24 protein-coding genes and 3 tRNA genes are annotated in these 26435 nt (G+C 66.4%); 21 read left to right on the plus strand and 6 right to left on the minus strand.

What is annotated here, in order from left to right:
- Positions 1-100: 100 nt before the first annotated feature.
- Positions 101-952, minus strand: coding sequence for a carboxylating nicotinate-nucleotide diphosphorylase (gene nadC / locus ACZ75I_RS06895; protein ID WP_005415952.1), 852 nt, complete (start codon positions 950-952; stop codon positions 101-103).
- The gene (locus ACZ75I_RS06900) at positions 949-1218 is read right to left on the minus strand and encodes a Trm112 family protein (protein WP_061478499.1); all 270 of its coding nucleotides are present in this window, start codon (positions 1216-1218) and stop codon (positions 949-951) included. Before ACZ75I_RS06900 ends, nadC begins: the two co-directional genes overlap by 4 nt.
- 58 nt (positions 1219-1276) lie before the next feature.
- On the opposite strand from ACZ75I_RS06900, the gene purE reads away from it, so the two are divergent.
- From purE to ACZ75I_RS06915, 3 genes are all read left to right on the plus strand, one after another.
- Complete coding sequence (gene purE / locus ACZ75I_RS06905) at positions 1277-1780, plus strand: 5-(carboxyamino)imidazole ribonucleotide mutase (RefSeq protein ID WP_005412808.1); 504 nt, start codon at positions 1277-1279, stop codon at positions 1778-1780.
- Positions 1777-2925 (plus strand): 5-(carboxyamino)imidazole ribonucleotide synthase, encoded by a 1149-nt coding sequence (locus ACZ75I_RS06910; RefSeq protein WP_154350504.1) that lies wholly within the window; start codon positions 1777-1779, stop codon positions 2923-2925. The genes purE and ACZ75I_RS06910 overlap by 4 nt, the downstream gene beginning before the upstream one ends.
- A 125-nt stretch (positions 2926-3050) precedes the next feature.
- The gene (locus ACZ75I_RS06915) at positions 3051-3392 is read left to right on the plus strand and encodes a carboxymuconolactone decarboxylase family protein (RefSeq protein WP_019659022.1); all 342 of its coding nucleotides are present in this window, start codon (positions 3051-3053) and stop codon (positions 3390-3392) included.
- A gap of 75 nt (positions 3393-3467) precedes the next feature.
- Here the strand turns inward: ACZ75I_RS06915 and ACZ75I_RS06920 are convergent, their stop codons facing one another.
- Positions 3468-4046: a superoxide dismutase gene (locus tag ACZ75I_RS06920; RefSeq protein WP_346476743.1), complete on the minus strand. Its 579-nt coding sequence runs from the start codon at positions 4044-4046 to the stop codon at positions 3468-3470.
- A 121-nt stretch (positions 4047-4167) separates the two neighbouring features.
- On the opposite strand from ACZ75I_RS06920, the gene grxD reads away from it, so the two are divergent.
- The 11 genes from grxD (at position 4168) to ACZ75I_RS06975 (ending at position 17543) form a co-directional block, all read left to right on the plus strand.
- Positions 4168-4488 carry a Grx4 family monothiol glutaredoxin gene (grxD, locus tag ACZ75I_RS06925; protein WP_005415957.1) on the plus strand — a complete coding sequence of 107 codons (321 nt, stop codon included), beginning with the start codon at positions 4168-4170 and terminating at the stop codon, positions 4486-4488.
- A complete protein-coding gene (locus ACZ75I_RS06930; protein WP_231352648.1) occupies positions 4485-5261 on the plus strand; it encodes an SDR family NAD(P)-dependent oxidoreductase in 777 nt (258 codons plus the stop codon). Before grxD ends, ACZ75I_RS06930 begins: the two co-directional genes overlap by 4 nt.
- 231 nt (positions 5262-5492) lie before the next feature.
- Positions 5493-8714, plus strand: a complete 3222-nt coding sequence (locus ACZ75I_RS06935; protein ID WP_082783292.1) for a TonB-dependent receptor — start codon at positions 5493-5495, stop codon at positions 8712-8714.
- A 252-nt stretch (positions 8715-8966) separates the two neighbouring features.
- Positions 8967-10355: a nucleotide 5'-monophosphate nucleosidase PpnN gene (gene ppnN / locus ACZ75I_RS06940; protein ID WP_019659018.1), complete on the plus strand. Its 1389-nt coding sequence runs from the start codon at positions 8967-8969 to the stop codon at positions 10353-10355.
- 161 nt (positions 10356-10516) lie between these two features.
- A complete protein-coding gene (locus ACZ75I_RS06945; RefSeq protein WP_005415961.1) occupies positions 10517-11032 on the plus strand; it encodes a pilus assembly FimT family protein in 516 nt (171 codons plus the stop codon).
- Positions 11029-11526 (plus strand): type IV pilus modification protein PilV, encoded by a 498-nt coding sequence (pilV, locus tag ACZ75I_RS06950; RefSeq protein WP_180869995.1) that lies wholly within the window; start codon positions 11029-11031, stop codon positions 11524-11526. The genes ACZ75I_RS06945 and pilV overlap by 4 nt, the downstream gene beginning before the upstream one ends.
- Before the next feature lie 8 nt (positions 11527-11534).
- Entirely contained in the window at positions 11535-12692 is a 1158-nt protein-coding gene (locus tag ACZ75I_RS06955; RefSeq protein ID WP_065177472.1) for a PilW family protein, read from the plus strand.
- Between the two features lie 5 nt (positions 12693-12697).
- Positions 12698-13219, plus strand: coding sequence for a pilus assembly PilX family protein (locus ACZ75I_RS06960; RefSeq protein WP_032954069.1), 522 nt, complete (start codon positions 12698-12700; stop codon positions 13217-13219).
- Positions 13220-13232: 13 nt separating this feature from the next.
- Positions 13233-16988, plus strand: coding sequence for a pilus assembly protein (locus tag ACZ75I_RS06965; RefSeq protein ID WP_180869997.1), 3756 nt, complete (start codon positions 13233-13235; stop codon positions 16986-16988).
- 23 nt (positions 16989-17011) lie between these two features.
- Positions 17012-17419 (plus strand): type IV pilin protein, encoded by a 408-nt coding sequence (locus ACZ75I_RS06970; protein ID WP_005415966.1) that lies wholly within the window; start codon positions 17012-17014, stop codon positions 17417-17419.
- A gap of 47 nt (positions 17420-17466) precedes the next feature.
- A tRNA-Asn gene (locus ACZ75I_RS06975) sits at positions 17467-17543 on the plus strand.
- A gap of 52 nt (positions 17544-17595) precedes the next feature.
- On the opposite strand, the gene ACZ75I_RS06980 is transcribed toward ACZ75I_RS06975, so the two are convergent.
- Positions 17596-18141, minus strand: coding sequence for a GspH/FimT family pseudopilin (locus ACZ75I_RS06980; RefSeq protein WP_472958866.1), 546 nt, complete (start codon positions 18139-18141; stop codon positions 17596-17598).
- Between the two features lie 128 nt (positions 18142-18269).
- Here ACZ75I_RS06980 and uvrB point away from each other — a divergent pair, with 128 nt between their 5' ends.
- The 3 genes from uvrB (at position 18270) to ACZ75I_RS06995 (ending at position 20648) form a co-directional block, all read left to right on the plus strand.
- Positions 18270-20294: an excinuclease ABC subunit UvrB gene (gene uvrB, locus ACZ75I_RS06985; RefSeq protein WP_049412758.1), complete on the plus strand. Its 2025-nt coding sequence runs from the start codon at positions 18270-18272 to the stop codon at positions 20292-20294.
- A 106-nt stretch (positions 20295-20400) separates the two neighbouring features.
- Positions 20401-20475, plus strand: a tRNA-Val gene (locus ACZ75I_RS06990).
- Between the two features lie 98 nt (positions 20476-20573).
- Positions 20574-20648, plus strand: a tRNA-Val gene (locus ACZ75I_RS06995).
- A gap of 126 nt (positions 20649-20774) precedes the next feature.
- Here ACZ75I_RS06995 and ACZ75I_RS07000 read toward each other — a convergent pair.
- Complete coding sequence (locus ACZ75I_RS07000) at positions 20775-21077, minus strand: hypothetical protein (protein WP_061478486.1); 303 nt, start codon at positions 21075-21077, stop codon at positions 20775-20777.
- A 182-nt stretch (positions 21078-21259) separates the two neighbouring features.
- Here ACZ75I_RS07000 and ACZ75I_RS07005 point away from each other — a divergent pair, with 182 nt between their 5' ends.
- Positions 21260-21400: a hypothetical protein gene (locus tag ACZ75I_RS07005; protein ID WP_180870547.1), complete on the plus strand. Its 141-nt coding sequence runs from the start codon at positions 21260-21262 to the stop codon at positions 21398-21400.
- A 96-nt stretch (positions 21401-21496) separates the two neighbouring features.
- On the opposite strand, the gene ACZ75I_RS07010 is transcribed toward ACZ75I_RS07005, so the two are convergent.
- Positions 21497-21781 carry a hypothetical protein gene (locus ACZ75I_RS07010; protein WP_111007592.1) on the minus strand — a complete coding sequence of 95 codons (285 nt, stop codon included), beginning with the start codon at positions 21779-21781 and terminating at the stop codon, positions 21497-21499.
- 176 nt (positions 21782-21957) lie between these two features.
- On the opposite strand from ACZ75I_RS07010, the gene ACZ75I_RS07015 reads away from it, so the two are divergent.
- The 3 genes from ACZ75I_RS07015 to ACZ75I_RS07025 are packed head-to-tail and all read left to right on the plus strand — an operon-like array spanning position 21958 to position 26433.
- Positions 21958-22629, plus strand: coding sequence for a response regulator transcription factor (locus ACZ75I_RS07015; RefSeq protein WP_049415866.1), 672 nt, complete (start codon positions 21958-21960; stop codon positions 22627-22629).
- Between the two features lies 1 nt (position 22630).
- Positions 22631-23974 (plus strand): sensor histidine kinase, encoded by a 1344-nt coding sequence (locus ACZ75I_RS07020; protein WP_049415864.1) that lies wholly within the window; start codon positions 22631-22633, stop codon positions 23972-23974.
- 59 nt (positions 23975-24033) lie between these two features.
- Positions 24034-26433 carry a DNA internalization-related competence protein ComEC/Rec2 gene (locus ACZ75I_RS07025; protein WP_472958867.1) on the plus strand — a complete coding sequence of 800 codons (2400 nt, stop codon included), beginning with the start codon at positions 24034-24036 and terminating at the stop codon, positions 26431-26433.
- The last annotated feature ends 2 nt before the right edge of the window (positions 26434-26435 follow it).

Raw genomic sequence — 26435 nt, forward strand, 5'->3', positions numbered from 1 at the left:
GATGCCCGCAGCGTCGCAGAGGCTGGCGTAGCCGAGCCGTGAAGGCGCCCGGGTCGTGTAGCGCCGAGCCTGCGCTCGGCTCCACAAGGTCGCGTAGGCCTCAAGCCGGCGGCGGGCCCAGCTTCAACGACAGATCGATGGCCTGCACATGCTTGGTCAGCCCGCCGATGGAGATGCAATCGACGCCATCCTCGGCGATCGAACGCAGGCCGCCCAGGCCGACGCTGCCGGAGACTTCCAGCGGAATGCGCCCGGCCGTGATGCGCACCGCCTCGCGGCGCAGGTCGGGACTGAAGTCATCCAGCAGGATGCGTTCGCAACCGGCTTCGAGCGCCTGGCGCAGCTGTGCCAGGTCTTCAACCTCGACCACCAGTGGCAGCGCAGGCCACTGCCGGCGTGCGGCGGCCACCGCCGCGGCCAGCGAACCGGCAGCACGGATGTGGTTCTCCTTCAGCATCACCGTGTCGTACAGGCCGAAGCGGTGGTTCTCGCCGCCGCCGCAGCGCACCGCGTACTTCTGTGCCAGGCGCAGGCCGGGCAGGGTCTTGCGGGTGTCGAGGATGCGGGTACCGGTACCGGCCACCGCGGCCACGTAGCGGGCAGTGGTGGTCGCGGTGCCGGACAGCGTCTGCAGGAAGTTCAGCGACGTGCGCTCGGCACTGACCAGGCTGCGGCTGCGCCCGTGCAGCAGGGCCAGCACGGTGCCGGCGGTGACGGCATCGCCTTCGGCGATGTGCCATTCAATGCGCACGTCAGGGTCGAGCGCGCGGTGGGTGGCGTCGAACCAGGGGCGCCCGGCGATCACCGCATCCTGCTTGCACAGCAGGTAGGCGCTGTCGGCCTGGTCGGGGAGCAGGGCGGCGGTGACGTCACCGCTGCCCAGGTCCTCGGCCAGCGCGCGCGCGACATCGGCGGCGACAACGGCCGCATCCGGCGTCGGCAGCGTGCTCATGCGGCCGGGAAGTCGGCGATCTGGGCGGTCGGAACGGCTTCCTCGGCCAGCAGCACCGGGATGCCGTCGTCGACGCGGAACACCTGCTTGCGGTCACGGGTGACCAGCGCCTCGCGCAGCGGCTGCGCCAGCGGGTTGCCATCGGCCTTGGTCACCGTGCCGGCGGAAATGGCCTTGTTGAGGGCTTCCAGGCCCTTGCCATCCAGCAGGGACAGGGGCTGGCGGGTGTCCGGGGACACCAGCAGGTCGAGCAGCTTGCGATCCATGGTTCTTCGTCTTGCGTGGAAGACGGCTAGAATACGTCTTTAAGGCAGGTGACGGCCAATGACCCCCAACCCGATCGCGCCGCTTGTCGGCATCGTCATGGGTTCCCGTTCCGACTGGGAAACCATGCAGCACGCCGCCCAGAAGCTTGAAGCCCTGGGTGTTCCGTTCGAAGTGAAGGTGGTGTCCGCGCATCGGACGCCGGATGTGTTGTTCAGTTACGCCGAGCAGGCGGGCCCGCGTGGCCTGCGCGCGATCATCGCCGGTGCAGGCGGGGCCGCGCACCTGCCGGGCATGATCGCGGCCAAGACCGCCGTGCCGGTGCTGGGTGTGCCGGTGCAGTCCAAGGCCCTCAACGGAATGGATTCCCTGCTGTCGATCGTGCAGATGCCGGCCGGCATCCCGGTCGCCACCTTCGCCATCGGCAACGCCGGCGCCTCCAACGCCGCGCTGTTCGCGGCGGCGATGCTGGCCAGCGACCAGCCGGCGATCGGCCAGGCGCTCGATGCCTTCCGTGCACGCCAGACCGAAGACGTGATGGCCCACGACGATCCGCGCCAATGAGCCTGACTGTCGGCATCCTGGGCGGCGGCCAGCTCGCCCGCATGATGGTCCTGGCCGGTGCGCCGCTGGGGCTTCGCTTCGAACTGTACGACCCGGCCGCCGACGCCTGCAGCGGCCCGCTGGCGCCGCTCACCGTGGGCGCCTTCGATGACCGCCAGGCCCTGGCGGACTTCGCCGCCAAGGTCGATGTGGTCACCTTCGATTTCGAGAACGTACCTGCCGACAGTGCACAGTTCCTGGCCGACCGCGTGCCGGTCTATCCGCCGCCGGCCGCGCTGGCGGTGGCCCAGGACCGGTTGAGCGAGAAGACCCTGTTCCAGCAGCTGGGTATTCCGCTGCCGGCCTTCGCCGACATCCGTAACCGCGACGAGCTGGCGGCGAAGGCGGCTGAGTTCGGCCTGCCGTGCATCCTCAAGACCCGCCGCCTCGGCTACGACGGCAAGGGTCAGTTCCGCCTGCGCAGCGAAGCCGACATCGACGCCGCATGGGATGCGCTCGGTGCCCAGGTGGAGCGCACCGGACTGATCCTGGAGGGCTTCGTGGCCTTCCAACGCGAGGTCAGCGTGGTGGCCGTGCGTGGCCGCGATGGCAGCTTCGAAGCCTGGCCGGTCACCGGCAACTGGCATGTCGACGGCGTGCTGTCCGCCAGCGTGGCACCGGCGGTGCTGTCCGACGCCGAGCGGCAGGCAGCGATCGGCTATGCCCGCCGCGTCGCCGAGCACCTGCAGTATGTGGGCGTGTTCGCACTGGAGCTGTTCTGTCGCGACGGCGAACTGCTGGCCAACGAGATGGCACCGCGCGTGCACAACTCCGGCCACTGGACCATCGAAGGCAGCGAGACCTCGCAGTTCGAGAATCACTTGCGTGCCGTGCTGGGCCTGCCACTGGGCAGCACCCGCATGCTCGGCCATGCCTGCATGCTGAACTGGCTGGGCAAGATGCCCGATCCGGCGCCGGTGCTGGGTCAGGCCAGTGGCCATTGGCACGATTACGGCAAGGAGCCGCGCGAAGGTCGCAAGGTCGGCCACGCCACGTTGCGCGACGATGATGCCGCTGCATTGGCCGATGCGCTGGACCAGGTCGGCCTGGAGCTGGACCGCCAGGCCCAGGTGGCGCCGGCAGTGCACGCGCTGCGCAACCGCTGAGCCCGGGCGTGCCGGCCAATGGCCGGCACAACCTTGTATGCCTGCAACGGTGTGGCGCGCCGGTGCAGGCATCGGCGCACCATTGCCGGTGGTAGCGTGGAGCTCCTTTCACAGGAGTCACGACCATGCTCGACTGGAATGCCTATCGCAAGGAACTGAAGGGCCGCATCGGAGAGATCGGCAAGCTCTCGCCGGACACGGTCAAGGGCTACGCCACCCTGGCCAATGCCGGTGCCCAGACCAACCACCTGGATGCCAAGACCCGTGAGCTGATCGCATTGGCGGTGGCGGTGACCACCCGCTGCGACGGCTGCATCACCGTGCACGTGGACGCTGCGCTGAAGCATGGCGCCAGCCGCGAGGAAATCGCCGAAGCACTGGGCGTGGCGGTGTCGCTCAACGCCGGCGCGGCGCTGGTGTACTCGGCGCGGGTGATGGACGCGGTGGCTGCGCACGAGAACGCGTGACGCTTCATCTGTAGAGCCGAGCCCATGCTCGGCTGCTGTCCGGCCAGCCGAGCATGGGCTCGGCTCTACAGGCAGTCAGCGCAGCTGGCTCTCGGCGAATTCCCAGTTGACCATCTGCCAGAAGGCATCCAGGTAACGCGCGCGATCATTCTGGTAATCGGTGTAGTAGGCGTGCTCCCAGACATCGCAGCACAGCAGCGGGGTGCTTTCGCCGGTCAGTGGCGTGCCGGCGTTGCGGGTGGCCTGGATGCCGAGCTGGCCACCGGGGTGCTGCACCAGCCACACCCAGCCCGAGCCGAACAGGCCCAGCGCGGTGCGGTTGAATTCCTCGCGCAGGCGCTGCGCATCACCGAACTGGCGCTTGACCAGCTCGCCCAGCCGGCCCTGCGGCTCGCCGCCGCCGCGCGGGCGCAGGCACTGCCAATAGAAGCCGTGGTTCCAGGCCTGGGCGGCCGCATCGAACAGCGTGCCCTGGGCATGGCGCACGATCTCTTCCAGTGACGCCTCCTCCCACTCGGTGCCGAGAGTGCCGGCGTTGACCGCGTCAACGTAGGCGCGGTGGTGGCGGCCGTGATGCGACTCAACGGTCTGCGCGGACAGGTGGGGCTGCAGGGAGCCGGGGAGGTAGGGCAGGGCAGGTAATTCGACGGGCATGGACAGGTTCGTGGCCAGGGGGACGGCGGCAGCCTGTTCCATCCGCTTACAATGGCGGCTACCGTGGGCAGTCTAGCCGACCATCACGGTCGGTTTGTCCGGCGAAGCAAGGAGTGTGGTTGTGGCGGTAATGCAGCAAATCCAGGCCGAGGTCGATCGTTACCCGCTCGTGCTGTTCATGAAGGGCACCCCGCAATACCCGATGTGCGGCTTTTCCAGTCGCGCCGTGCAGGCGTTGATGGCAGCCGGCGCCGTCACCCTGCGCACTGTCAACGTGCTCGAAGAGCCGGAGATCCGCGCCAACCTGCCGCGCTTTTCCAATCTGCCGACCTTCCCGCAGCTGTTCATCAACGGTGAGTTGATCGGCGGCTGCGACATCGTCATGGAACTGTTTGAATCCGGCGAGCTCAAGCGCATCGTCGAAGAGGCGACCCAGGGATGAGTGCCTGGCCGTCGACGTCACCGACTGACGGGGCGATCGATGGCCGCCCGTTGCAGGATCGCGTCGTACTGGTCGCCGGCGCCGGGGGAGGGCTGGGCAGTGCCGCGGCGGTCGCCGCAGCCGCGGCCGGTGCCACCGTGGTCCTGCTGGGACGCAAGCCGCGCCGGCTGGACCGGGTCTATGCCCAGGTCCAGGCGGTCGGCCCGGAACCGCTTCTGTACCCGCTGGACCTGGAAGGCGCCAGCCCCGATGACTATGCCGAACTGGCCCAGGCCCTGCAGCGCGAGCTGGGGCGGCTGGATGGACTGCTGGTCTGCGCCGCGCATTTCCCCGGGCTGACTCCGTTTGAACTGGCTGACCCGGCCAGTTTCGCCCGTGCGGTCCATGTCACCCTGACCGCGCCGGCCTGGCTGGCCCAGGCCTGCCTGCCGCTGCTGCGGCAACGCGAGGATGCCGCTCTGGTGTTCGCGGTCGATGCTCCCGAACGGGTCGGACAGGCCTATTGGGGGGGGTATGGCGTGGCCCAGCATGGCCTGCGTGGCCTGATCGCCAGCCTGCACGATGAACTGGGCCGTAGTCCCATCCGGGTCAGCGGCCTGTACCCCGGCCCCCTGCGCACGGCGCTTCGGGCCCGCGCCTATTCCGTGGACCAGGACCCGGCTGCGCAAGGCCCGGAAGCCGCGGCGGCCGCTGCGGTGACCCTGCTGTCCGCCGCTGGGAGCGCCTGGCGCGGGCAGATTCTCGATGCCAGTGAGACGCCTCGGGAAAGGTGAGCCCCGTGGGAAGACGGAGTGAAGAACCCGTCACGATTGCGTTGCGAACCGGTGCCGTTTGTCGCACAACCGTCACATTGATGGCGTAGCGTGTTAATCTAGTGTTAACCGTTAGGGCTGCCTTCAGCCGAGCGGTAGGGAACCCAGATAACTCTCCGATCAGCCACCCGCAGGGCTGCTTGGATGCGCTTTTTTTCCGCCATCGCCAACTCGCATCGAGGCTACCGAAAAATGACCCACCCACTCCGGATGTCCAAGCTTACCCTTGGTCTCGTGGCTGCACTTGCTGCCGCTCCCGCCTTCGCCCAGAGCAGCACCTCCGCCGGTGTCGGCGGCCAGGTGATGTCCGCTGCAGGCCAGCCTGTCGCCGGCGCTGAAGTCACCATCACGCACACCGAGTCGGGCACTGTTTCGCGTGCCACCACCGATGCGTCGGGCCGATACAACGCGCGCGGCCTGCGCGTGGGTGGTCCGTACACCATCACCATCACCAAGTCCGGTGAAGGCACCAAGACCGAGGAAGGTGTCTACCTGAACCTGAACCAGGTCAACACCGTCAACGCCAACCTGGGCGGCGATCTGGCTGCGACCAACCTGGACGCGGTGAACGTTGTTGCCACCGCCGGCGGCCTGGACCTGTTCAGTGCCAACAAGATGGGCACCGGCACCAACGTGACCCGCGAAACGATGGATGCGCTGCCGTCGGCCAGCCGCAACATCCAGGACTACGTCCGTCTCGACCCGCGCATCTCGCAGGTCAGCAAGGCGGACGGCGCGATCTCGGCTGGCGGCCAGAACACCCGTTACAACGCCATCCGCATCGACGGCATCAGCGCCTCCGATCCGTTCGGCCTGGGTTCCAACAACCTGCCGACCGAGCGTCAGCCGGTGTCGATGGACGCCATCCAGGAAATCAACATCGACCTGGCCAACTACGACACCACCATCGCCGGTGGCACCGGCGCGGTGATCAACGCCGTGACCAAGTCGGGTACCAATGAATTCCACGGCACCGTGTACGGTTCGTACCGCGACAAGGACATGGTCCGCTCGCGCCTGGAAGGTGACAAGCAGGACTTCAACGGCTTCGAGGACGAGAAGACCTACGGCATGACCTTCGGCGGCCCGATCGTCAAGGACAAGCTGTTCTTCTTCACCAACTATGAAAAGTACGAGCGCTCGGCTGCCGGCGTCGCCCTGAGCGACACGCCGATCGGCCGTGGCACCATCACCCAGCAGCAGATCACCGACGTCCAGAACTTCCTGGGCAAGCTGGGCTACGACCCGGGCAGCCTGACGGCGCCGAACAGCAAGACCGAGATCGAAGAGTATGCGGTCAAGCTGGACTGGAACATCAACGAGAACCACCGTGCGGCCCTGCGCTACAACAAGATGGAGCAGAACGTCGTTCGCTTCCCGCAGGTCAGCAGCAGCGCCATCTCGCTGAGCAACTTCTGGTACCAGCAGCCGACCCAGTACGAAACCTGGATGGGCGAACTGTTCAGTGACTGGTCCGAGAACTTCTCGACCGAGTTCAAGGTCTCGCACAAGGATTACTCGGCCAACCGCGTCCCGCTGGTCGACATGCCGCAGATCCGCATCAAGTCGGGCAACGATTCGCTGTACGTCGGTACCGAACAGAACACCCACGTCAACATCGTCGAGTCGAAGGAACTGAGCGCCTTTGGTGCCGGTACCTGGTACATCGGTGACCACACCGTCAAGTTCGGCTTCGATTACTCGAAGAATGACCTGATGAACTTCTACGGCCGCAACCTCAACGGCGTGTACGAATTCAACAGCGTCAACGATTTCCTGGCGGGCAAGGCTTCGCGCTACCAGCTGCGTGCTCCGCGCGCCGATGGCAGCCGCAGCGACATCCCGGCCGACTTCACCCTGAAGAACACCGGCGTGTTCGTGCAGGACACCTGGGCGATCAACTACAACCTGAACCTGATGTTCGGCGTGCGCATCGACATGCCTGACTTCAGCACCCAGCGCCTGTACAACCCGCGCATCGAGCAGCTGTACGGCTTCAACAACACCAAGCTGGTCGACAAGAACCTGGTGCAGCCGCGCGTCGGCTTCAACTACACCTTCGACAGCGATCGCCCGACCCAGCTGCGTGGTGGCGTGGGCCTGTTCGGCGGCGCCGCCCCGAACGTGTGGCTGGCAGGTGCCTACCAGAACACCGGCCTGAACTACATCGAGTACGACGAGCGCAGCATCCCGGCCGGTGCCTTCACCCCGGACGGCAACAACCCGTACATCCCGGCCGGTGGCCCGGCTTCGGCCCGTCAGAACGTTGACATCATCGCGCCGGGCACCCGCCTGCCGTCGGTGTGGAAGGCCAACCTGGCGTTCGACCATGAGCTGCCGTGGTACGGCATCGTGGCGTCGGCCGAAGTGCTGTTCACCAAGGTCAAGGACGGCATCTACTTCGACCGTCTGGACGTGTCGGCGCCGACCGCCTTCGGTCAGGATGGCCGCGCGATCTACTGGAACGCCGCTGGCCGCAATCAGGCCAATACCCGTATCGACAAGGGTGTCGACTACGGCATGTCGACCGGTACCAAGGGTGCGGTTGACCGCGCCAACCGTCCGTCCGACATCGGCGATGTGCTGGTCCTGCGCAACACCGACAAGGGCCGCGGTACCCAGGCCACCTTCTCGCTGGCCAAGCCGCTGACCGAGAACTGGGGCTGGTCGCTGGGTTACACCTACACCAAGTCGACCGAGGTCAGCCCGCTGTCCAGCTCGCAGAACACCTCGAACTGGAACAACACGCTGATCTTCAATGCCAACGAGAACGTGGCCTACAACTCGCGTTATGCGATGAAGGACCGCGTCACCGGCACCCTGGAGTGGAAGCACAACTTCTTCGGTGACAACGCCACCCGCGTCGGCCTGTTCTACGAAGGCCGTTCGGGCCGTCCGTACAGCTACATCTTCTACAACGATGCCAACGGCGACGGTGCTGCCACCAACGACCTGTTCTACGTGCCGAAGGGTCCGGGCGACGTGCTGTTCACCGGCGGTGCCGCAATGGAGAAGCAGTTCTTCGACTGGCTGGCGCAGAACCCGGAACTGGATGCCTACCGTGGCAGCGTGGTCCCGGCCAACCGCCACCGCGCCTCGTGGGTCAACAGCTTCGACGTCCGCGTCAGCCAGGAATTCCCGGGCTTCATGAAGGGTCACAAGGGTGAAGTCGCCCTGGACATCATGAATGTCGGCAACCTGCTGAACAAGAAGTGGGGCCTGATCGACGACTACGGCTTCTACTCGACCCGTCGCGTTGCCAACTACGCAGGTATCGATCCGGCCACCGGCAAGTACGTGTACTCCTTCACTGGTTCGACCGACAACCCGTCGGTGCAGGAAAACAACAACGACAAGGGCAACACCGCCGTGTCGCGTTGGTCGATGCAGCTGACCCTGAAGTACAAGTTCTGATCCATCAGCGCTTGAAGTGGTAAGTGGAAACGGCCGGGGAAACCCGGCCGTTTTCCGTTCAGGCGAAAGTTCTTGCAGGGTGTCGGGCAACGGCGTAGCATCCAGAAATGTACGCGGTGCCAACGCCGCCGATGCGGTCCCAAAATGGCGAACGCGGGCAGCACACATCCAACGGTCGGGCTTCCCGGCCGTTTTGCTTTTTAAGGGGGCGGCAGTACAGTCGGAAACCTTGAAGGAAGCGAAAAGTTGGATATGACCACGAACGAAAAATCGGCCCGTGCGCTGCCGGTACAGGATGCGCGGATCTACCCGCGCGGTGGGCTGGACGTGCTGTCGCGGGCCGAGGTGGCACGCCTGCGCGATGCCTCCGCCGGCGGCATGCATGAGCTGCTGCGCCGCTGCGCGCTGGCCGTGCTGACCAGCGGCAGCGCCTCGGACGATCCGCGCGCGGCGCGCGACCTCTACCCTGATTTCGACATCCAGGTAGCGCAGCAGGATCGCGGCGTGCGCATCGATCTGGTCAACGCACCGGCGATGGCCTTCGTCGACGGCGAGATCATCCGCGGTGTCGCCGAACTGCTGTTCGCCGTCGTGCGCGACCTGGCCTACATGGCCATCGAAATGGGCCCGGCCTACGCGGCCGAGCTGGAGTCATCCGAGGGCATCACCAACGCGGTGTTCGGCCTGCTGCGCAACGCGCGCATCCTCAATCCGGGTGATCCGAACCTGGTGGTGTGCTGGGGCGGACACTCGATCTCGCGCGACGAATACCTGTACACCAAGCAGGTGGGCTATGAACTGGGCCTGCGCGGCCTGGACATCTGCACCGGCTGTGGCCCGGGTGCGATGAAGGGCCCGATGAAGGGTGCCACCATCGCCCACGCCAAGCAGCGCCGTACCGTGACGCGTTACATCGGCCTGACCGAGCCGGGCATCATCGCCGCCGAGTCGCCGAACCCGATCGTCAACCACCTGGTGATCATGCCGGACATCGAGAAGCGCCTTGAGGCCTTCGTCCGCATCGGCCACGGCATCATCGTGTTCGCCGGTGGCGTCGGTACCGCCGAAGAGATCCTGTACCTGCTCGGCATCCTGCTGCGCGAGGAGAACAAGGACCTGCCGTTCCCGCTGATCCTGACCGGCCCGACGGTAGCGGCACCGTACTTCGAGCAGATTGATCGCTTCATCCGCCTGACCCTGGGCGATGCGGCTGCCGAGCGCTACGAGATCATCATCGGCGACCCGGTGGCGGTTGCGAAGAAGATGGCCACCGGCATCAAGCGCGTGCGCGAGCACCGCCTGGCGCAGAAGGACTCGTTCTTCTTCAACTGGTCGATCGAGATTCCGTGGGAGTACCAGCAGCCGTTCGTACCCACCCACGAAGCGATGGCGGCGCTGGACCTGCACCACGGGCGTGCCCCGCACGCGCTGGCGGCCGACCTGCGCCGCGCGTTCTCGGGCATCGTCGCCGGCAACGTGAAGGAAGACGGCATGCGCCGCATCGAGCAGTTCGGGCCGTTCCAGATCCACGGTGACCCGGACATGATGCAGGCGCTGGATGCGCTGCTGCGCGCCTTCGTCGAGCAGCGCCGGATGAAGATCTCCGGCGAGTACCAGCCCTGCTACCAGGTGCTGGCCTGAACCCGGGCCGGCGTGATGGGGATCGCGCCGGCACTGGCAGGGGAGGACGGGTCGTCAAGCCTTTGACGCCCGTCGCCCCGGATTGACCGTTCATCCTGCCGCCGCTTGCCGGTGGCGGGGCGATGGCCCATCGTGGCCACCAACACGCTGGGGAGCGTCCAATGTCTTTGCGCCGGCAAAACGGCTTCACGCTGGTTGAACTGATGGTCACGCTGGCCGTCTTCGTGGTCCTGGCGTCGATCGCCTACCCGAGCTTCCGCGGCATGATCCGCTCGAACCGGCTGGCGACCGCCAACAACGAGCTGATCGCGCTGGCCAACCTGGCCCGCAGCGAAGGCATCCGCAACAGCAACGGTGGCGGCGTCTGTGGCAGCGCCGATGGCAAAGCCTGTGACGGCGACTGGTCCAAAGGGGTACTGGCCTGGTCGGACCTGGATGGCGACGGCCAGATGGGCAGCAATGACGTCGCGCTGCGCTTTTCACAGGGCAATCCGCAGCTGAGCGTAGTTGGCCCGCCGGGCGCGGTCATCGCCTTCGACGGGCGCGGCCGGCGCAGGGCGGTCGCCGATCAGACGCTGGTGCTGTCGCCGGATGCGTGCAAGGCCGGCGAATCGAAAAGCACGTTGACGATCAACCAATCCGGCCAGGTCCGGGTGACCAAGGGAACCTGCTCATGAGCCGCCGCAACCTGGCCCGCCCGCGTTCGTCGCAGGGGGGCTTCAGCCTGGTCGAAGTGATGGTGGCGGTGCTGATCCTGGCATTCGGGCTGCTGGGCTTCGCCCTGCTGCAGACCACCAACGTCCGCTTCGTGCAGAGCGCGAACTACCGTACCCAGGCGACCAACCTGGCCAACGACCTGATCGAACTGATGCGCGCGCAGCGCACCGACACCCTGGCCGGTGGCGCCTATTCCTCGGCCTCGTTCTCGGCCGGCTCGGTGAAGCCCAGCGGGGCCTGTGCCTGGCCCACTGGCGCTGCCGTGACGCCGCAGGCGAACGTGGCACGCTGGCAGTGCGAGGTCGCGCGTACGCTGGGCGAGAAGGCCAGCGCGCAGGTGACCTTCGTGCAGAGCACCGGCGAGGTCACCGTGGCCATCAGCTGGGGTGACCAGCGCTGGGATCCGAAGGACCCCGACAGCCTTACCACCTTCGGCCTGACGACCTTCCTGTGAACATGCCCATGAGTCCAATTTCGCGCGTCCGAGGCCTGTCGCTGATCGAACTGATGATCGCCATGGTCATCGGCCTGGTCCTGATGCTGGGCGTCACCCAGATCTTCATCGCCTCGCGTGCGGCATCGCGCCTGTCCGAAGGTGCGGCCCGTACCCAGGAGAACGCGCGCTTCGCGCTGGATTTCCTGCAGCGTGACCTGCGCATGGCCGGCCACTTCGGCTGCGTCAACGACCAGGCCCATGTGGTCAAGAACACCGGCGATGTCGGTTATCACCTGGGCATCAGCTCGGGCAGTGGCGACCCGCAGGATTTCTCGGTTCCGGTGCAGGGGTATGAGGCAGCAGGTACGGCGCCGGGCGCCACCCTGACCCTGGGCCGCGCGTGGAGCGCGGCGCAGTCGGTGCCGAAGAGCATCGCCAACCTCAAGCCGGCGCCATTGCCGGGCAGCGACATCCTGGTGCTGCGCCTGATGAGTCCGGAAGGGGCCGTGGTGACCGGCATCTCCGTGGCCGCGGGCGCGACCACGCTGACCGTCTCCAGTGATGGCATGGCCCGGCTGAAGGCCAACGCCGCAGGTGCGCCGACGGTCTTCGGCATAGCCGACTGCACCCGTGCCGACGTGTTCCCGGCCACCATCAGCGGTTCGACGGTGAAGGTGGACAAGGTCGACCTGAGCAACTATTCGATCAACAACGCGATGACCATGCTGTATCGCGCCGATGGCATGGCGTACTACATCGCGACCAATCCCAATGGCGAGCCGGCGCTTTACCGGGCACGCGCGAATGGCGCCGGCGGCTACGCCGATGGCGAGGAGCTGGTGGAAGGCATCGAGAACATGCAGTTCCTGTACGGACTGGATGCCACCCCGGATATCGCCCTGCCCACGCCGCCGACCGGTCGCATCGTCGACCAGCGCGTGGCCAGTGCGGTCAGCACCGGTACCGATGCCACCGCCGCAGGGCAGTGGCGCCGCGTCGGCATGGTGCAGGTCGGCCTGCTGGCGCGCAGCCCGCAGCGTGCGTCGGCCGAGGCGCCGGGCAGCGCGGCCACCTATCCGGCCATCCTCGGGGTGGGCTTTGCCCCGGCCGATCCTTACGACCAGCGCCATCGGGGCGCCTATGAAGCGTCCGTTGCGCTGCGCAACCGCTTGTTCGGGAACTGACGACCATGCGCACTCATCCTTCCTCCCGACGCCGTCCCTTCGTTGCCCAGGCACGACAGCAGGGTGCCGTTCTCTACGTCGCGCTGATCATGCTGGTGCTGCTGGCCCTGCTGGGCGTCATCGGCATGCAGGTGGCCGGCATGCAGGAGCGCATGGCGGCCGGCTACCGGGCGACCAACATGGCGTTCCAGAACGCCGAAGGCGCGGCACGCAGCGCCGAGAACGCGGTGGAGAACATCGCCAATCGCAAGGATGCCGGTGCCAATCCGGCCGTAGCGTCCGCCGACATCAGCCAGCAGTGCGATGACGGCTTCGATCCGTCGGCCTGGGTCGCGAAAACCAAGCTGGGCAGCAAGCCGGCCATCTATGTCCGTGAGATCCAGGGTTGCATCCAGGGGGAGGGTGCGCTGGACATGGGCAAGTCGGTGGAGAAGCCAACGCCGGTCTACCAGATCACGACCTATGCCGGTGATACCACCAGTGATGCGACGTCGCGTGCGGCGATCGATACCGTATTCAAGCTGTGAGGGTGGGGAGCCCATGAACACTCGCAACCGCAGGATCCTGGCAGGCGTTGGCCTTGCCGTGTTGGCCGCTGGCGGCTATCTGGCGCATACCTTGTTTGCCGCACAGGCGCAGGGCGTGCTGGCACAGGAGCCGATGAACGTGCAGACCCGCGCGACACCGGCGTTCATCATGGCGGTGGACGATTCGGGTTCGATGAACTTCGAACGCATGTTCCCCGGTGGTGACGGCCGCATGCGCTGGAACACCAGCACCGGAAGCTTCTTCAACAATGACGGAAGCTTCTTCAGTGTCGGTTCGGCGTGTTCGACCAGTTCGGTGGACTGCTACCTCTACCTGTACCCGCACGCGGAATTCAACAAGGAATATTCACCGGGCCGGGCCATTCCGCCGCTGGACATCTACGGCTTTGCCCGTTCCCATGTCTACAACGCCAGCTACTTCAACCCGGACGTGACCTACCGGCCGTGGACCAATGCCGATGGCACGTTGTGGGCCGATGCCTCGATCACCCAGACCCGTGCCGACCCGCGTTCGGCCCAGCGCGGTTACAACGCGGTCTACAACATGACGACCGACCGTTCCACGACGGCGGAACAGTTCCAGTTTGTCAGCGGTATGCGGATTCCCGACCTGTCCGGCACCGGCAACTCCTACTACACCGGTCGTGGCTGGAGCACTGCGGCGACCAGCATCACCAGCAGCACCACCTATGCGGTGACCTATTTCCCGGCCACGTTCTACCTGCCTGCGGCGGCACCGGCTCCGGCGGGCTACAAGACGGACAATACCAGCCGGCCGTTGATCGCAGGCGCCTGTGGTCCCAGCTGCGACATGCGCCGCTACCAGATCAAGCCGGGCAACTACTCGAGCCCGGCCGCCTACAACGCCGCGATCCAGAATTTTGCCAACTGGTTCCAGTACCACCGCAACCGCGTGCTGGCGATCGTCGGTTCGTCGACTGCGGCGCTGGTGAGCGTCGATACGATGCGCGTGGGCTACTTCACCATCAACAAGCTCAGCAACGCGACCATGTACGACATGGTCACCAATCGTGCCGATCTCTACAAGCAGATCTACACGCTCACCGGCAATGGCGGCACGCCCAACCGCCGCGCGGTTGAATATCTGGTCGACCAGTTCCGTCGTACCGATGCCGACGCCCCCGTGCAGCTGGCCTGCCAGCGCAATGGCGGCATGCTGTTCACCGACGGCTACACCAACTCCGGCAATGCACCCAACGGATCGTTCGGTGATGCGGACTCGGTGAATTCCACGCACCTGCCGTCCATTCCGTTCGCCGATGGCTACAGCAATACCATCGCCGACATCGCGGCGGCGGCCTATGCCGGCGCCCGCACACCCCTGCGCACCGGCACCAGCTTCCCGGCCGGCCAGGTGCCGGTCAGTGACAAGTGCAGTTCGCTGGACAAGAGCAGCCCGGACTGGAAGCGCCTGGACTGCCAGACCGACCTGCACATGAACTTCTACGGCGTGACCCTGGGCGCGCAGGGCAAGATCTATGGCGTCAACCAGGCAGCGACCGACGATCCCTACAAGAACCCGCCGAACTGGGCTGGCAACGGCAACCCGCTGAATGTCGACGACGGTACGGTCATCGATGAACTGTGGCACGCGGCCGTCAACAGCCGTGGTGAGTTCATCAATGCGCAGACGCCGGCCGACGTCACCGAGGCCATGCGCCGGGTACTGTCCTCGATCACCGGTGGTGCGTCGCCTTCAGGCACGATCGGTATCAGTGGTGCACGCATCGGTACCGGCTCGTTGGCGGTCACCCCGCGTTATGACATCACCAACAGCGGCACTGATTGGTCGAGCAAGCTGACCGCGTCCAGCGTCAAGGTCAACGCCGACCAGGTGGCCGAGCTCACCGAGGTGTGGGAAGCCTCCAGCCGCCTGACATCGTCCGGCCGCCGGATCGTCGCCAACAAGCTGGGTTCGCCCGTGGATTTCAACAGCGCCCGCATCAGCCTGCAGGACCTGTGCAGCAAGCCTGACGGCAAGTACGCGACGATGCTGGTGTGCTCCACCGACAAGCTGACGGCGATCAAGGCTGATCTGGCCAGTGCCATCAACTATCTCAGTGCCGACAGCTCGACCGAAGTCCGCAACGGTGGCAAGTATCGCGACCGCACCACGCCGCTGGGTGACATCGTCAATTCGGCGCCGGTGGTGAGCTCGCCGCTGGACGACTACGGTTACCGCCAGTTGGGTGGCACCTACGCAAAGAGCTATACGGACTACCTGGCCACCAAGGCCAAGTCGCAGCGGTACATGGTCTATGTCGGCGCCAATGACGGCATGCTGCACGCCTTCGACGGCGGCATGAAGGCCGATGCCAAGCAGGACGGCACCGGTGGCACGGAGAGCTTTGCCTACATCCCGGCCACCGCGCTGGGCCACATGGCCAACCTGCTGTTCCCCTACAAGTCCGACACGGCCGACCAGACCTTCCGTCATCGTTACTACGTCGATGGTCCGGTGACGGTGTCCGATACGTTCAACGGCACCGCCTGGCAGACCAGCCTGGTAGGCACCACGGGTGCGGGTGGCCGTTCGGTGTTCGCACTGGACGTCACCACGCCGGGCAGCTTCGGCACCGGCAACGTGCTGTGGGAAATCAGTGACATCAATTCGTCGCTGCGGGATGAGGTGCGCAACAACATCGGTTTCGTGCTGGGCAAGCCGGTGATCGTGCCGGTGAAGAGTGGCACCGGCGTGGCCTGGAAGGCGATCTTCGGTAATGGCTACGGCAGCGCCAACGGCAAGGCGGTGTTGTTCGTGGTCGATATGGCCAGTGGCGACATCCGGATGATCGAAGCCGTCGAGGGTACCTCGGGCGCTGGCATCTCCGGTGACAACGGATTGGGCAATGTGGTCGTTGTCGATCGTTGGACCGGTACCAACCAGGATGCGCGCGGTCGTGATGGCCTGGCCGACACCGTCTATGCCGCCGATCAGCGTGGCGCCGTGTGGAAGTTCGACCTGACCAGCAGTGCGAATACCACGTTGACCGTGCCGATGTTCACCAGCCAGGTTGCCCAGGACTCCTCCAACAGGACCTACCGTCAGCCGATCACCGGTGGCATGACCGCCGCGACCGGTCCTTCGGGCGGCGTGATGCTTTACTTCGGCACCGGCAGCTTCTCCTTCACCAGCGACAAGGATGACAAGTCGCAGCAGGCGCTGTACGCCGTGAACGATCTGTCGGGCAAGACGGTGACCTCGACGGTGACCGCTGCCAACCTGGTTCCGTACACGGTCGCGGCCGCCGCTGCAGGCGTTGATGAGCGCAAGATCACCGCGGGTGCGGCGCCGGCCAACGCCCGCGGCTGGATGATCCAGCTGCCTGCCGGCAACGGTGAGCGTGCGGTAGGTAACCCGATCCTGGTCAGTGGCATTGTCTTCATGCCGACCTATGTACCCAACATGGAAACGGTCGGCTGTTCGACCAGTGGTTCGAACTGGCTGTTCGGGTTGTCGTCGATCAGTGGCCTGCCGATGCTGGAGAACGTCCGTTATGGCTCGCCGACCGGCAGCCGACCCGGCTCCGGCACCGCGGCCATTGCACTGAAGACAGGAGGAACCGCGCCAGTGCGTGACGTCTCGCTGTCGGTGTTGCCACGTCCGACGGACAACAAGGCACCGCCCGGTGGCAGCTCCTGCTGGATGGCGGTGGGTGCTGCGGGCAGCCAGTCGCTGTATCTGCCTTACCCGTGCGGTCGCCAGTCCTGGCGCCAGCTCCAGTAACCCAAGTGCGAGGATCCACGCCCATGTTGCACACTCCCATGCCTCGCCGCGCGGCCGGCTTCACGCTGATTGAATTGATGATCGTGGTGATCGTCATCGGCATCCTGGCGGCGATCGCCATTCCGTCTTACCAGGAGTACGTGCGCCGATCGCATCGCGCCGTGGTGAAGGCGGACCTGGCCGAGTATGCGCAGCGTGCGGAGCGCTACCACACCAGCAACAACTCCTACACCGGCTACGCACTGCCGACCAAGGTGTCGCCGCGTGATGGAGGGACTGCGCGCTACAACCTGGATTACAAGGGCGACGGCACCAGCTTCACCATCACTGCCACCCCGCAGGGCACGCAGGCCAAGGACAGCTGTGGCAAGTTGAGCGTGGACCAGGCCAACCGCAAGACGGCCGACGGCGGCGTTGCCAGCTGCTGGTGAAACAGGTGTTGATCTTCCTGTAATCGATCAGTACAATGCGCCTCCCCGCCCGAATAGCTCAGCCGGTTAGAGCACTTGACTGTTAATCAGGGGGTCGTTGGTTCGAGTCCAACTTCGGGCGCCAGATATTGCAAAAGCCGCGAGAAGTCGCGGCTTTTGTTTTTCTGCGCAAGCGTTCAGCAGGGGGTGCCGCGATCTACGCGCTCGCTTCGGACGCGGCCGCCGTTGTTGACGATCAATGCGCCATGCAGCTTGTTGCCCGCGCAGATGCGCAGGGTCAGATTGGCCCCCGGGCTGCGTCCATCTGCCTGGAAGAACAGCTGCGGGCGCCCGCTGCTGGCCTGGGCAAGGATCGATATGTCCGAACGCCCGGTTTGGTGGCTCAGGATCGCCTCCGGCGAGGCAGGCTCCCCGCGCTGGTCGCCGCTGCGGTAGATGATCCAGCCGGCGCTCCAGTCGTCACTGCAGTGCTGGCCGTCGACACTGGCGCAGAGGCCGATCAGCTCCCGTCTGCGCACTGCCTCGCTGCGTGCGCCGGACAGGCTGGCATGCAGGGTCAGTTGCAGTGCATCGGCGCGTTGCCGCCGCAACAGGGGCTGCAGCGCCGGCCAGGACGCGGCCAGCAGCACCGCCAGCACAGTGATGACCACCAGCAGTTCGGTCAGGTGCACGCCCCGCGCAGAGCGGGGGCCGAGCGGGCAGGGGGCTTGGGCAGTGCGCATGCATCCAGCCTCCGCGCCCGGCTGTGCGGCCGCCATCGGGAATCCCCGTAGCGGTCTGCCCGGCAACCCCTCAGCCGGCCGTCACTCCTCGCCCCGTATACTCACCCTTCCCGGGAACTGGCAACACCATGAGCGACAGTTTTGAACTTGTCTCGCCGTATTCGCCGGCGGGCGACCAACCCGATGCCATCGCGAAGCTGACCAGCAACTTCGAGGCCGGCATCGCCAAGCAGACCCTGCTGGGCGTGACCGGCTCGGGCAAGACCTACACCATCGCCAACGTCATCCAGAACATTCAGAAGCCGACGCTGATCATGGCGCCGAACAAGACGCTGGCGGCGCAGCTGTATGGCGAATTCAAGGCGTTCTTCCCGCACAACGCGGTGGAGTATTTCGTCAGCTATTACGACTACTACCAGCCCGAAGCCTACGTGCCGTCGTCGGACACCTTCATCGAGAAGGACAGTTCGATCAACGAACACATCGAGCAGATGCGGCTGGCCGCGACCAAGACCCTGCTGTCGCGCCCGGACGCGATCGTGGTGGCCACGGTGTCCGCGATCTATGGCCTGGGTGCGCCGGAAGACTACCTTTCACTGCGCCTGATCCTGTCCAAGGGCGAGCGCATTGACCAGCGCGATCTGATCAACCACCTGACCCAGCTGCAGTACACGCGCAATGAGTACGAGCTGCAGCGCGGTACCTTCCGCGTGCGCGGCGAAGTGATCGACGTGTTCCCGGCCGAGTCGGACAGCGAAGCACTGCGCCTTGAACTGTTCGATGGCGAGGTCGAGAAGATCACCCTGTTCGATCCGCTCACCGGCGAGACGCTGCGAAACATGCAGCGCTTCACGGTCTACCCGAAGACGCACTATGCGACCACGCGCGAGCGCGTGCTGGCGGCGATCGAGACGATCAAGGTGGAGCTGAAGGAGCGGCTGGAGCAGCTCTACGCGCAGAACAAGCTGGTGGAAGCGCAGCGCCTGGCACAGCGCACGCAGTTCGACCTGGAAATGATGGCCGAGGTCGGTTACTGCAACGGCATCGAGAACTACTCCCGGCACCTGACCGGCAAGAATGCCGGCGAACCGCCACCGACCCTGTTCGACTACCTGCCGCCGGATGCGCTGCTGGTGATCGACGAATCGCATGTGACCATTCCGCAGATCGGCGCCATGTTCAAGGGTGACCGCTCGCGCAAGGAAACCCTGGTTGAGTTCGGTTTCCGCCTGCCGTCGGCGCTGGACAACCGCCCGCTGCGCTTCGAGGAATGGGAGGAGCGCTGCCCGCGCAGCATCTACGTATCGGCCACGCCCGGGCCCTATGAATTGCGTGAAGCCGGTGACGAGATCACCGAACTGGTGGTGCGCCCGACTGGCCTGATCGACCCGGTGGTGGAGATCCGGCCGGTCGGTACCCAGGTCGACGACCTGATGAGCGAGGCCAACGCGCGCATCAAGGCGGGCGACCGCGTGCTGGTCACCACGCTGACCAAGCGCATGGCTGAAAACCTCACCGAGTACCTCACCGAACACGGTATCCGCGTGCGCTACCTGCACTCGGACGTGGATACGGTCGAGCGCGTGGAGATCATCCGCGACCTGCGCCTGGGCAAGTTCGACGTGCTGGTCGGCATCAACCTGCTGCGCGAAGGCCTGGACATGCCCGAGGTATCGCTGGTGGCGATCCTCGATGCCGACAAGGAAGGCTTCCTGCGCTCCACCGGCTCGCTGATCCAGACCATCGGCCGCGCCGCACGTAACGTGCGCGGCAAGGCGATCCTGTACGCCGACAAGATCACCCGCTCGATGCAGGCGGCGATCGATGAGACCGACCGGCGCCGTGCCAAGCAGGTCGAGTACAACGAAGAACATGGCATCGTGCCGCGCTCGGTGGCGCGCCCGATCGTCGATGTCCTTGAAGGCGCGCGTTCGGATGCCGCCGAGAAGGAAGCCAAGAAGGGTAAGGGCAAGGGCCGGGCGGGTGTGGCCGAAGAAGCGGCCGACTATCGTTCGCTGTCTCCGGCGCAGCTGGCGACCCGTCTCAAGGCGCTGGAACAGCAGATGTACCAGCACGCCAAGGACCTGGAATTCGAGGATGCCGCACGGGTGCGTGACCAGATCCGGCAGCTGAAGGAAGCCAGCCTGGGCTGAACGTGGCAGTGCAGCATCATCTTCACAAAAGTATTGCGCTTCACGGCCCGCATCCGTAATATACGCGGCCTGCACCGACGCAATCGCGGAAATGCAGAAGCAAAACGGGCGGTTAGCTCAGCGGTAGAGCACTACCTTGACATGGTAGGGGTCACAGGTTCGAACCCTGTACCGCCCACCACGAAACCCTCGGAAGAGGGTTGTCGTGAACTGCAAAGCCCGGCCCTGGCGCCGGGTTTTTACGTAGCAAGGCCAGCCTTCGGGCGGCAAGAACAAGATGGGCGGTTAGCTCAGCGGTAGAGCACTACCTTGACATGGTAGGGGTCACAGGTTCGAACCCTGTACCGCCCACCACCTGCTCCCGGCGTTGCCGGTGAAGCGGTGGAAACGATGAAAGCCGGCCCCGGGGCCGGCTTTTTCCGTTCCGGCGAGCCTGGCGTTCCCGCGAAGCTGCATCCGTGCCGGTTCATTGGCATGAAATCAGTGGGTAATGCTGATCGAACGCTGGATGCGCCACTGGCCGTCGACGCGTTCCCACAGCTGCGCCACACGTACCGGGGCCAGTGCCGGATGAGGGCTGGCGCCAGTGTCGTCTGGCGATTGCTGGCTGCCCAGCCGCAGCACGCGGTCCTGGCGCAGGTGATAGAGCTGAAGGGGCTGCGCTTCATGCATGGCCTGCCGATCCTCGGTGCGCAGGATCTGGCTGCGCAGGGCATCCTCGGTGGGCCCGCAGCCGTCGCCGAACAGGCTGGAGAACAGCAGGATCAGGGCAAGCATCGGCATGGCACGGTGCTCCAGCGGGAAAGTGCGTGCAGGCTGGCAGGGTCGGCCGGGCATCGCAGCCGGCCTGCGACGAAGGCGGGAATTGGGCCGCCAAAGGCAGGCAGATGGCGATGAATCCGGGCCGCGCAGGCGTAGACTCGGCGCTGCTGCGCAAACGCGCCATTACTGCAAGGAGCTGCCGCATGAGTGATCACGTCCCGGTGTCCAGGCCCAATCCGCTCCTGGAACGCCTGTTCGGCGGCAACATGCTGGAAGGCACGTTCAAGGCAGTGATCTGGGTCGCAATCCTGAGCGCGCTGCTGGCGTGGACCACGCGGCGCTGAATGACGCTGCCGCGCCAGGCCTGCCGGGTGGCGGGTCCTGCTGACCCGATCACTCCCGCTGCCGCCGGTGCGGCGGCAGTGCCTGTGCGGGTGCTGTCAGGCGCTGAAGGCCTGGCGCAGGCTGCGCAGGGTGGCCTGGCGATGTTCCCTGGCCGTTGGCTCGCCCATTTCCAGCTCCTGCAGGCGCAGTCCGACCAGAGTCATCGACAACGCATAGCCGCGTGCCGCGTCGGCAACGCGTGACAGGCTCACTGCACGGCGGGCCAGTGCATTCACATGTTCAAGGTCGGGCATCAGTCCCAGATAGGCGCGTTCTGCGCTGTCCAGGTCCGGTGCACGCAGGATCGCGTGGGCTTCTGCGGTGGGGGAGACGGAGGCCATGGGGGTCCTTGTCAGGGGCAGCGACAGCATCGTTCGGCCACGTTGCGGGTGATGGCTGCGCATGCTGAAGGGGCAACATTGTCAGAACATTGCGCCTGCAACCGCTGGCATGCATGGGCGCAAAACCATGGCCCCAGGCACTATGATCGGCAGCGTTTCCGGTTGACGAGTCCCTGATGCGCATCCTCCTGGTCGAAGACGATCCTGATCTGTCCCGCGCCCTGCAATCGGGCCTGGAGCGGCAGGGCGTGGTCGCCGATGTGGTCGGCAGCCTGGCCGAGGCCGCGCTCGCGTTGCGCGAACCGGTGCACCAGCTGCTGCTGCTCGATCGACAGTTGCCCGATGGCGATGGTGCTGGATTCGTCGCGTCGGCGCGTGCGCTGCGGCCGAATCTGGCGGTGATCATGCTGACCGCCAAGGGCACGCTGTCGGACAAGGTCGAAGGCCTGGACGTCGGTGCCGATGACTATCTGGTCAAGCCGGTGGCGATCGAGGAGCTGATGGCACGCATCCGCGCCGTATCGCGCAGGCCTTCGGCGATGGTGACGCCGAGCCTGCGGCTGGGGCGGCTCGAGTTCGATTTCGAATCGCTGCAGGCACAGGTGGAGGGCCAGCCCTTGGCATTGCCACGTCGGCAGGTGCTGGTGCTGCAGGCGTTGGCGATGCGGCAGGGCCGCACGGTGACCCGCAGTGCCCTGGAGGCTGCAGTGTACGGGTTCGATGATGAGATCCAGTCCAATGCGCTCGATGCGCATATCTCCAAGCTGCGCAAAGCGCTGCAGCAGGCCGGGGCGGGGGTGGAGATCCACGTGATCCGGGGCGTCGGCTACCTGCTGGCGGAGGCCTGAGATGGCCCGTCCGATCCGTTCGATCACCCTCGGCCTGGCTTGGCGCCTGTTCCTGGCACAGGCCTTCACCGTACTGTTCGCGGTGGTCGCGTTGATCCTGACCTGGGGTGACAAGGACTCCTGGGGCATGGACATGTTCGTTGCTGAGGCGGTGGCCAAGGCGGTGCACAGCGAAGGTGGCCGCCTGGTGCTGGACCAGGCGCGCTGGGACAAGCTCGATGCCAACGCCGGGGGAAATCTCTGGTTCGCTGCGGTGGATGACAAGGGCATGTGGCTCGAGCGCGGCACCATCCCAGCGATCCACGCGCCGATGCTGGCGCGGCTGCCGACCGTGGGCGCCACGGAACTGGGCTCGCTGGTGCCCCCCTACCTGGACGTGGCGCGGGTGATGATCCGCAACGAGGACGGGCGCCGCATCACCGTGATGGTCGGTGGCGCGCCCAAGGGCGGGCTGCTGGATGGCGCGTTGATGGTGCTGCGCCTGATCGGCCTGTGGTTCTTCCTGCCACTGATCGTGGTCACCCTGCTGGTGATGCCGACCGTGATCCACCGTGCCATGCGCGGTGTGCGCCGTTCTGCGCAGCAGGCCAAGGAACTGGACATCGGCCAGCCCGGTGCACGGCTGGATGCGCGGCTGGTCTCCACGGAAGTGGCGCCGCTGGTGGAAGCGTTCAACGATGCCATCGACAAGGTGCAGCAGGGCTACGCCGCGCGCGACAAGTTCCTCGCCGACGCGGCGCACGAGCTGCGCGTGCCGATCGCCGTGGTGCAGGCGCGCCTGGCGCAGCTGCCACAGGGTGAGCTGAAATCGCAGTTGCTGACCGACGTGGCGCGGCTGGGCAATGTTGCCGAGCACCTGCTCGATCTGCAGCGCCTTGACCGCAATGTCGGCGCATTGCAGCGGCTGGACCTGGCGCTGCTGGTGCGTGAGGCCGCCGCGGACCTGGCGCCGTTGGTGGTCGGCGCCGGCTATGGATTCGAAGTGGACGCGCCGGAATCGCCGGTGTGGATCCACGGCGACAGTCTGGCGCTGGGGCGGGTGATTGCCAACCTGGTGCACAACGCGATCGTGCATGGTGGTGGCCGTGGCACCATCTGCGTGCGGTTGGATACGCGTGGCTTGCTGGAAGTCAGCGATCAGGGCGCGGGCATTCCAGTGGGCGACCGTGAGGCGATCTTCGAGCCGTTCCATCGCCTGCGCGCGGCGGGCAGCGGCAGTGGCCTGGGCCTGCATCTGGTGAAGGAGATCGTGCAGCACCACGGTGGCTCGGTCAGTGTCGGTGAGGCTGCGGGAGGCGGCGCAAGCTTCCGGGTCAATTTCCATCGCGGCAGCGTCCGGCGCTGACGCGTTTGCGGGGCAAGTCCCGATAGGCAACCTGCCGCCGGTAGCGGCAGGCTGGACCCATGGCCGTCGAGCGTTCCCCTTCTCCCTTGCTGGGCAGTGGCGCCGCTGCGGCGCTGACACTGGGGGCGCTGGCCTGCGTGCAGCTGCCACAGCTGCCGCCGCTGTGGGGCTGCATGGTGATGATCGTGCTTGGCATGGCAGGGTGGGGCCTGCGTTGGCGGGGGCGCCTGCCCGCGGTCGTGCTGCTGGGCGCCGGATGGACGGCGATGCACGGGCACTGGGCAATGCAGGAACAGCTGCCGCCAGGCCAGCCAGCACGGGATGTGGTGGTCAGTGGACGGGTCATCGATCTGCCGGACCATGGAGCCGCGCACACCCGCTTCCTGCTGCAGGTCAGCGAGAGCAGCGAACTGCCATCGCTGCGCGGCAAGCGCCTGCAGGTCACCTGGAACGATGCCTGGCGTGCCGCTGACGCCACCGACGCCGGGCGTGGGCGCCATCAGGTCCTGGCCGGCGCGCAGTGGCATCTGGCCCTGCGCGTGCGGGCGCCGCGTTCGCGGATCAATCCCGGTGGTTTCGACGGTGAACGCCATGCGCTGCTGCGCGGCGTGTCCGGCAACGGCACGGTGCGGGCGCCGGCCAGCGCGCGTGAGCTTCAGGCCGCGCATGGCCTGCCGGCATGGCGTGAACGCACCAGCGCCGCCATCGCCGCGCAGGTGGCCCATCCAGCTGCGCGCTTCGTGCAGGCGCTTGCCCTGGGCGATACACGTGGCCTGTCCGACGCCGATTGGGATCAGTTGCGGGCGCTGGGCCTGACCCATCTGGTGGCCATTTCCGGGTTCCATGTCGGGGTGGTGGCGGGACTGGGGGCGTTGCTGTGCCGAGGGCTGTGGTGGCTGTGCCCGCTGCTGGGCCGGCATTGGCCACGCCCCCAGGCGGCGGCCTGCGCCGCGGCCCTGTCCGCAGCGGGCTATGCGGTGCTGGCCGGCGGTGAATTGCCGACCGTGCGCACCGCACTGATGATCGGGCTGGTGGCGCTGGCGCGTAGCGGGCGGCGCCCACTGGGTCTCGTGCAGGGGCTTGCACTGGCGGCGCTGGCGCTGCTGCTGCCGGCGCCCCTGTCAGTGCTGTCCGCGGGCTTCTGGCTCAGCTTCGGCGGCGTCCTGTGGCTGGTCTGGTGCCTGCCGCAGGGACGTCCGCGAGGCGTGGTCGCCAACCTGCGCGGGTTCCTGGCCGCACAAGGGGTGGCCAGCGTCGGCCTGTTGCCGCTGGGCATCGCCTTTTTCGGCGGCACCGCCTGGCTGGGGCCGCTGGTGAACCTGCCGGTCATCCCGTGGTGGACATTGCTGGTGGTGCCCTTGTCGCTGCTGGGCACCGCCCTGCAGGTGCTGCATGACGGCGCCGGGTGCTGGGCGTGGCGTGCAGCGGCGTGGTTGTTCGAAATCAGCTGGCAGGCCCTGCAGCCACTGGCGGCGCATCCACAGGCGATGTGGTGGTTGGCCGAGGCACCGGCCTGGGCAGTGCCGGCGGCGCTGCTGGGCGTGTTCTGGTGGCTGCTGCCACGCGGTGCCGGGGGCGGGCTGGCTGGCCTCCTGCTGTGCCTGCCGCTGCTATGGCCATTGCGCGAGCGGCCGGCCGAGGGGGAGCTGGAGCTGCTGGTGCACGACGTCGGGCAGGGCACGGCGGTGTTGCTGCGTACCGCGCGGCATGCGCTCTGGTACGACGTGGGACCGCCGATCGGGGGTGAGGGCAGTGAGCGGGTCCTGGTTCCGTCATTGCGGGCGCTGGGGCAGGCACGGCCCGACCGCGTGCTGATCAGTCACGACGATCTCGATCATGCCGGCAACCTGCCGAGCCTGCGCCTTCAGTTGCCGGAGCTGCCCCTGTTGGCGCCGCCGGGCAGCGCGATCGCCGGGGCCGGGCGCTGCCAGCGCGGCCTGCGCTGGCGCTGGGACGGCGTCGACTTCCAGGTGCTGCACCCGGATGCCGACAGCCAGCGGGCTGAAAACGAGGACAGCTGCGTGCTGCGCGTGGCCAGCGTGCATGGTGGGGTCCTGTTGCCCGGGGACATCGGCCGCCCGGCCGAACAGGCGCTGCTGCGGGCGTCTCCGGCGGCGCTGAAGGCGGATGTGGTGCTGGTGCCGCACCATGGCAGCGGCGGCAGCTCCAGCGCGCCCTGGGTGGCGGCGGTGTCAGCCCGGCTGGCGCTGGTTTCGGCCGGGCACCAGAACCGCTTCGGCCACCCGCGCCGGGACGTGGTCCGGCGCTGGCAGGCGCAGGGAGCCGAGGTGGTGTCCACTGCGGAGTCCGGGGCGATCCGCGTATGGCTTGGCGCACAAGGGCTGCAGCTGCGTGAACAGCGTATCCATGCATCCCGGTGGTGGGATGCCGCTGGGCGGGCGCGGTCGGCTGTTATCCTATCGCCGATCAAACAAGCGGCCGTTGGGCCGGAGGGTTGAAA

Source organism: Stenotrophomonas sp. X (genome assembly GCF_055721025.1).

Excerpts from the sequence above, each read along its gene's own strand:
- uvrB (WP_049412758.1), top strand. The coding sequence starts at position 18,270 with ATGAGCGACAGTTTTGAACTTGTCTCGCCGTATTCGCCGGCGGGCGAC.
- ACZ75I_RS06955 (WP_065177472.1), top strand. The coding sequence starts at position 11,535 with ATGAGTCCAATTTCGCGCGTCCGAGGCCTGTCGCTGATCGAACTGATG.
- ACZ75I_RS07015 (WP_049415866.1), top strand. The coding sequence starts at position 21,958 with ATGCGCATCCTCCTGGTCGAAGACGATCCTGATCTGTCCCGCGCCCTG.
- pilV (WP_180869995.1), top strand. The coding sequence starts at position 11,029 with ATGAGCCGCCGCAACCTGGCCCGCCCGCGTTCGTCGCAGGGGGGCTTC.
- ACZ75I_RS06945 (WP_005415961.1), top strand. The coding sequence starts at position 10,517 with ATGTCTTTGCGCCGGCAAAACGGCTTCACGCTGGTTGAACTGATGGTC.
- ACZ75I_RS06970 (WP_005415966.1), top strand. The coding sequence starts at position 17,012 with ATGTTGCACACTCCCATGCCTCGCCGCGCGGCCGGCTTCACGCTGATT.
- ACZ75I_RS07020 (WP_049415864.1), top strand. The coding sequence starts at position 22,631 with ATGGCCCGTCCGATCCGTTCGATCACCCTCGGCCTGGCTTGGCGCCTG.
- ACZ75I_RS06915 (WP_019659022.1), top strand. The coding sequence starts at position 3,051 with ATGCTCGACTGGAATGCCTATCGCAAGGAACTGAAGGGCCGCATCGGA.
- ACZ75I_RS06960 (WP_032954069.1), top strand. The coding sequence starts at position 12,698 with ATGCGCACTCATCCTTCCTCCCGACGCCGTCCCTTCGTTGCCCAGGCA.
- ACZ75I_RS06980 (WP_472958866.1), bottom strand. The coding sequence starts at position 18,141 with ATGCGCACTGCCCAAGCCCCCTGCCCGCTCGGCCCCCGCTCTGCGCGG.
- ACZ75I_RS06910 (WP_154350504.1), top strand. The coding sequence starts at position 1,777 with ATGAGCCTGACTGTCGGCATCCTGGGCGGCGGCCAGCTCGCCCGCATG.
- ACZ75I_RS07000 (WP_061478486.1), bottom strand. The coding sequence starts at position 21,077 with ATGCCGATGCTTGCCCTGATCCTGCTGTTCTCCAGCCTGTTCGGCGAC.
- ACZ75I_RS06920 (WP_346476743.1), bottom strand. The coding sequence starts at position 4,046 with ATGCCCGTCGAATTACCTGCCCTGCCCTACCTCCCCGGCTCCCTGCAG.
- ACZ75I_RS06930 (WP_231352648.1), top strand. The coding sequence starts at position 4,485 with ATGAGTGCCTGGCCGTCGACGTCACCGACTGACGGGGCGATCGATGGC.
- ACZ75I_RS07025 (WP_472958867.1), top strand. The coding sequence starts at position 24,034 with ATGGCCGTCGAGCGTTCCCCTTCTCCCTTGCTGGGCAGTGGCGCCGCT.
- nadC (WP_005415952.1), bottom strand. The coding sequence starts at position 952 with ATGAGCACGCTGCCGACGCCGGATGCGGCCGTTGTCGCCGCCGATGTC.
- ACZ75I_RS06900 (WP_061478499.1), bottom strand. The coding sequence starts at position 1,218 with ATGGATCGCAAGCTGCTCGACCTGCTGGTGTCCCCGGACACCCGCCAG.
- ACZ75I_RS06965 (WP_180869997.1), top strand. The coding sequence starts at position 13,233 with ATGAACACTCGCAACCGCAGGATCCTGGCAGGCGTTGGCCTTGCCGTG.
- ACZ75I_RS06935 (WP_082783292.1), top strand. The coding sequence starts at position 5,493 with ATGACCCACCCACTCCGGATGTCCAAGCTTACCCTTGGTCTCGTGGCT.
- ppnN (WP_019659018.1), top strand. The coding sequence starts at position 8,967 with ATGACCACGAACGAAAAATCGGCCCGTGCGCTGCCGGTACAGGATGCG.
- ACZ75I_RS07010 (WP_111007592.1), bottom strand. The coding sequence starts at position 21,781 with ATGGCCTCCGTCTCCCCCACCGCAGAAGCCCACGCGATCCTGCGTGCA.
- purE (WP_005412808.1), top strand. The coding sequence starts at position 1,277 with ATGACCCCCAACCCGATCGCGCCGCTTGTCGGCATCGTCATGGGTTCC.
- ACZ75I_RS07005 (WP_180870547.1), top strand. The coding sequence starts at position 21,260 with ATGAGTGATCACGTCCCGGTGTCCAGGCCCAATCCGCTCCTGGAACGC.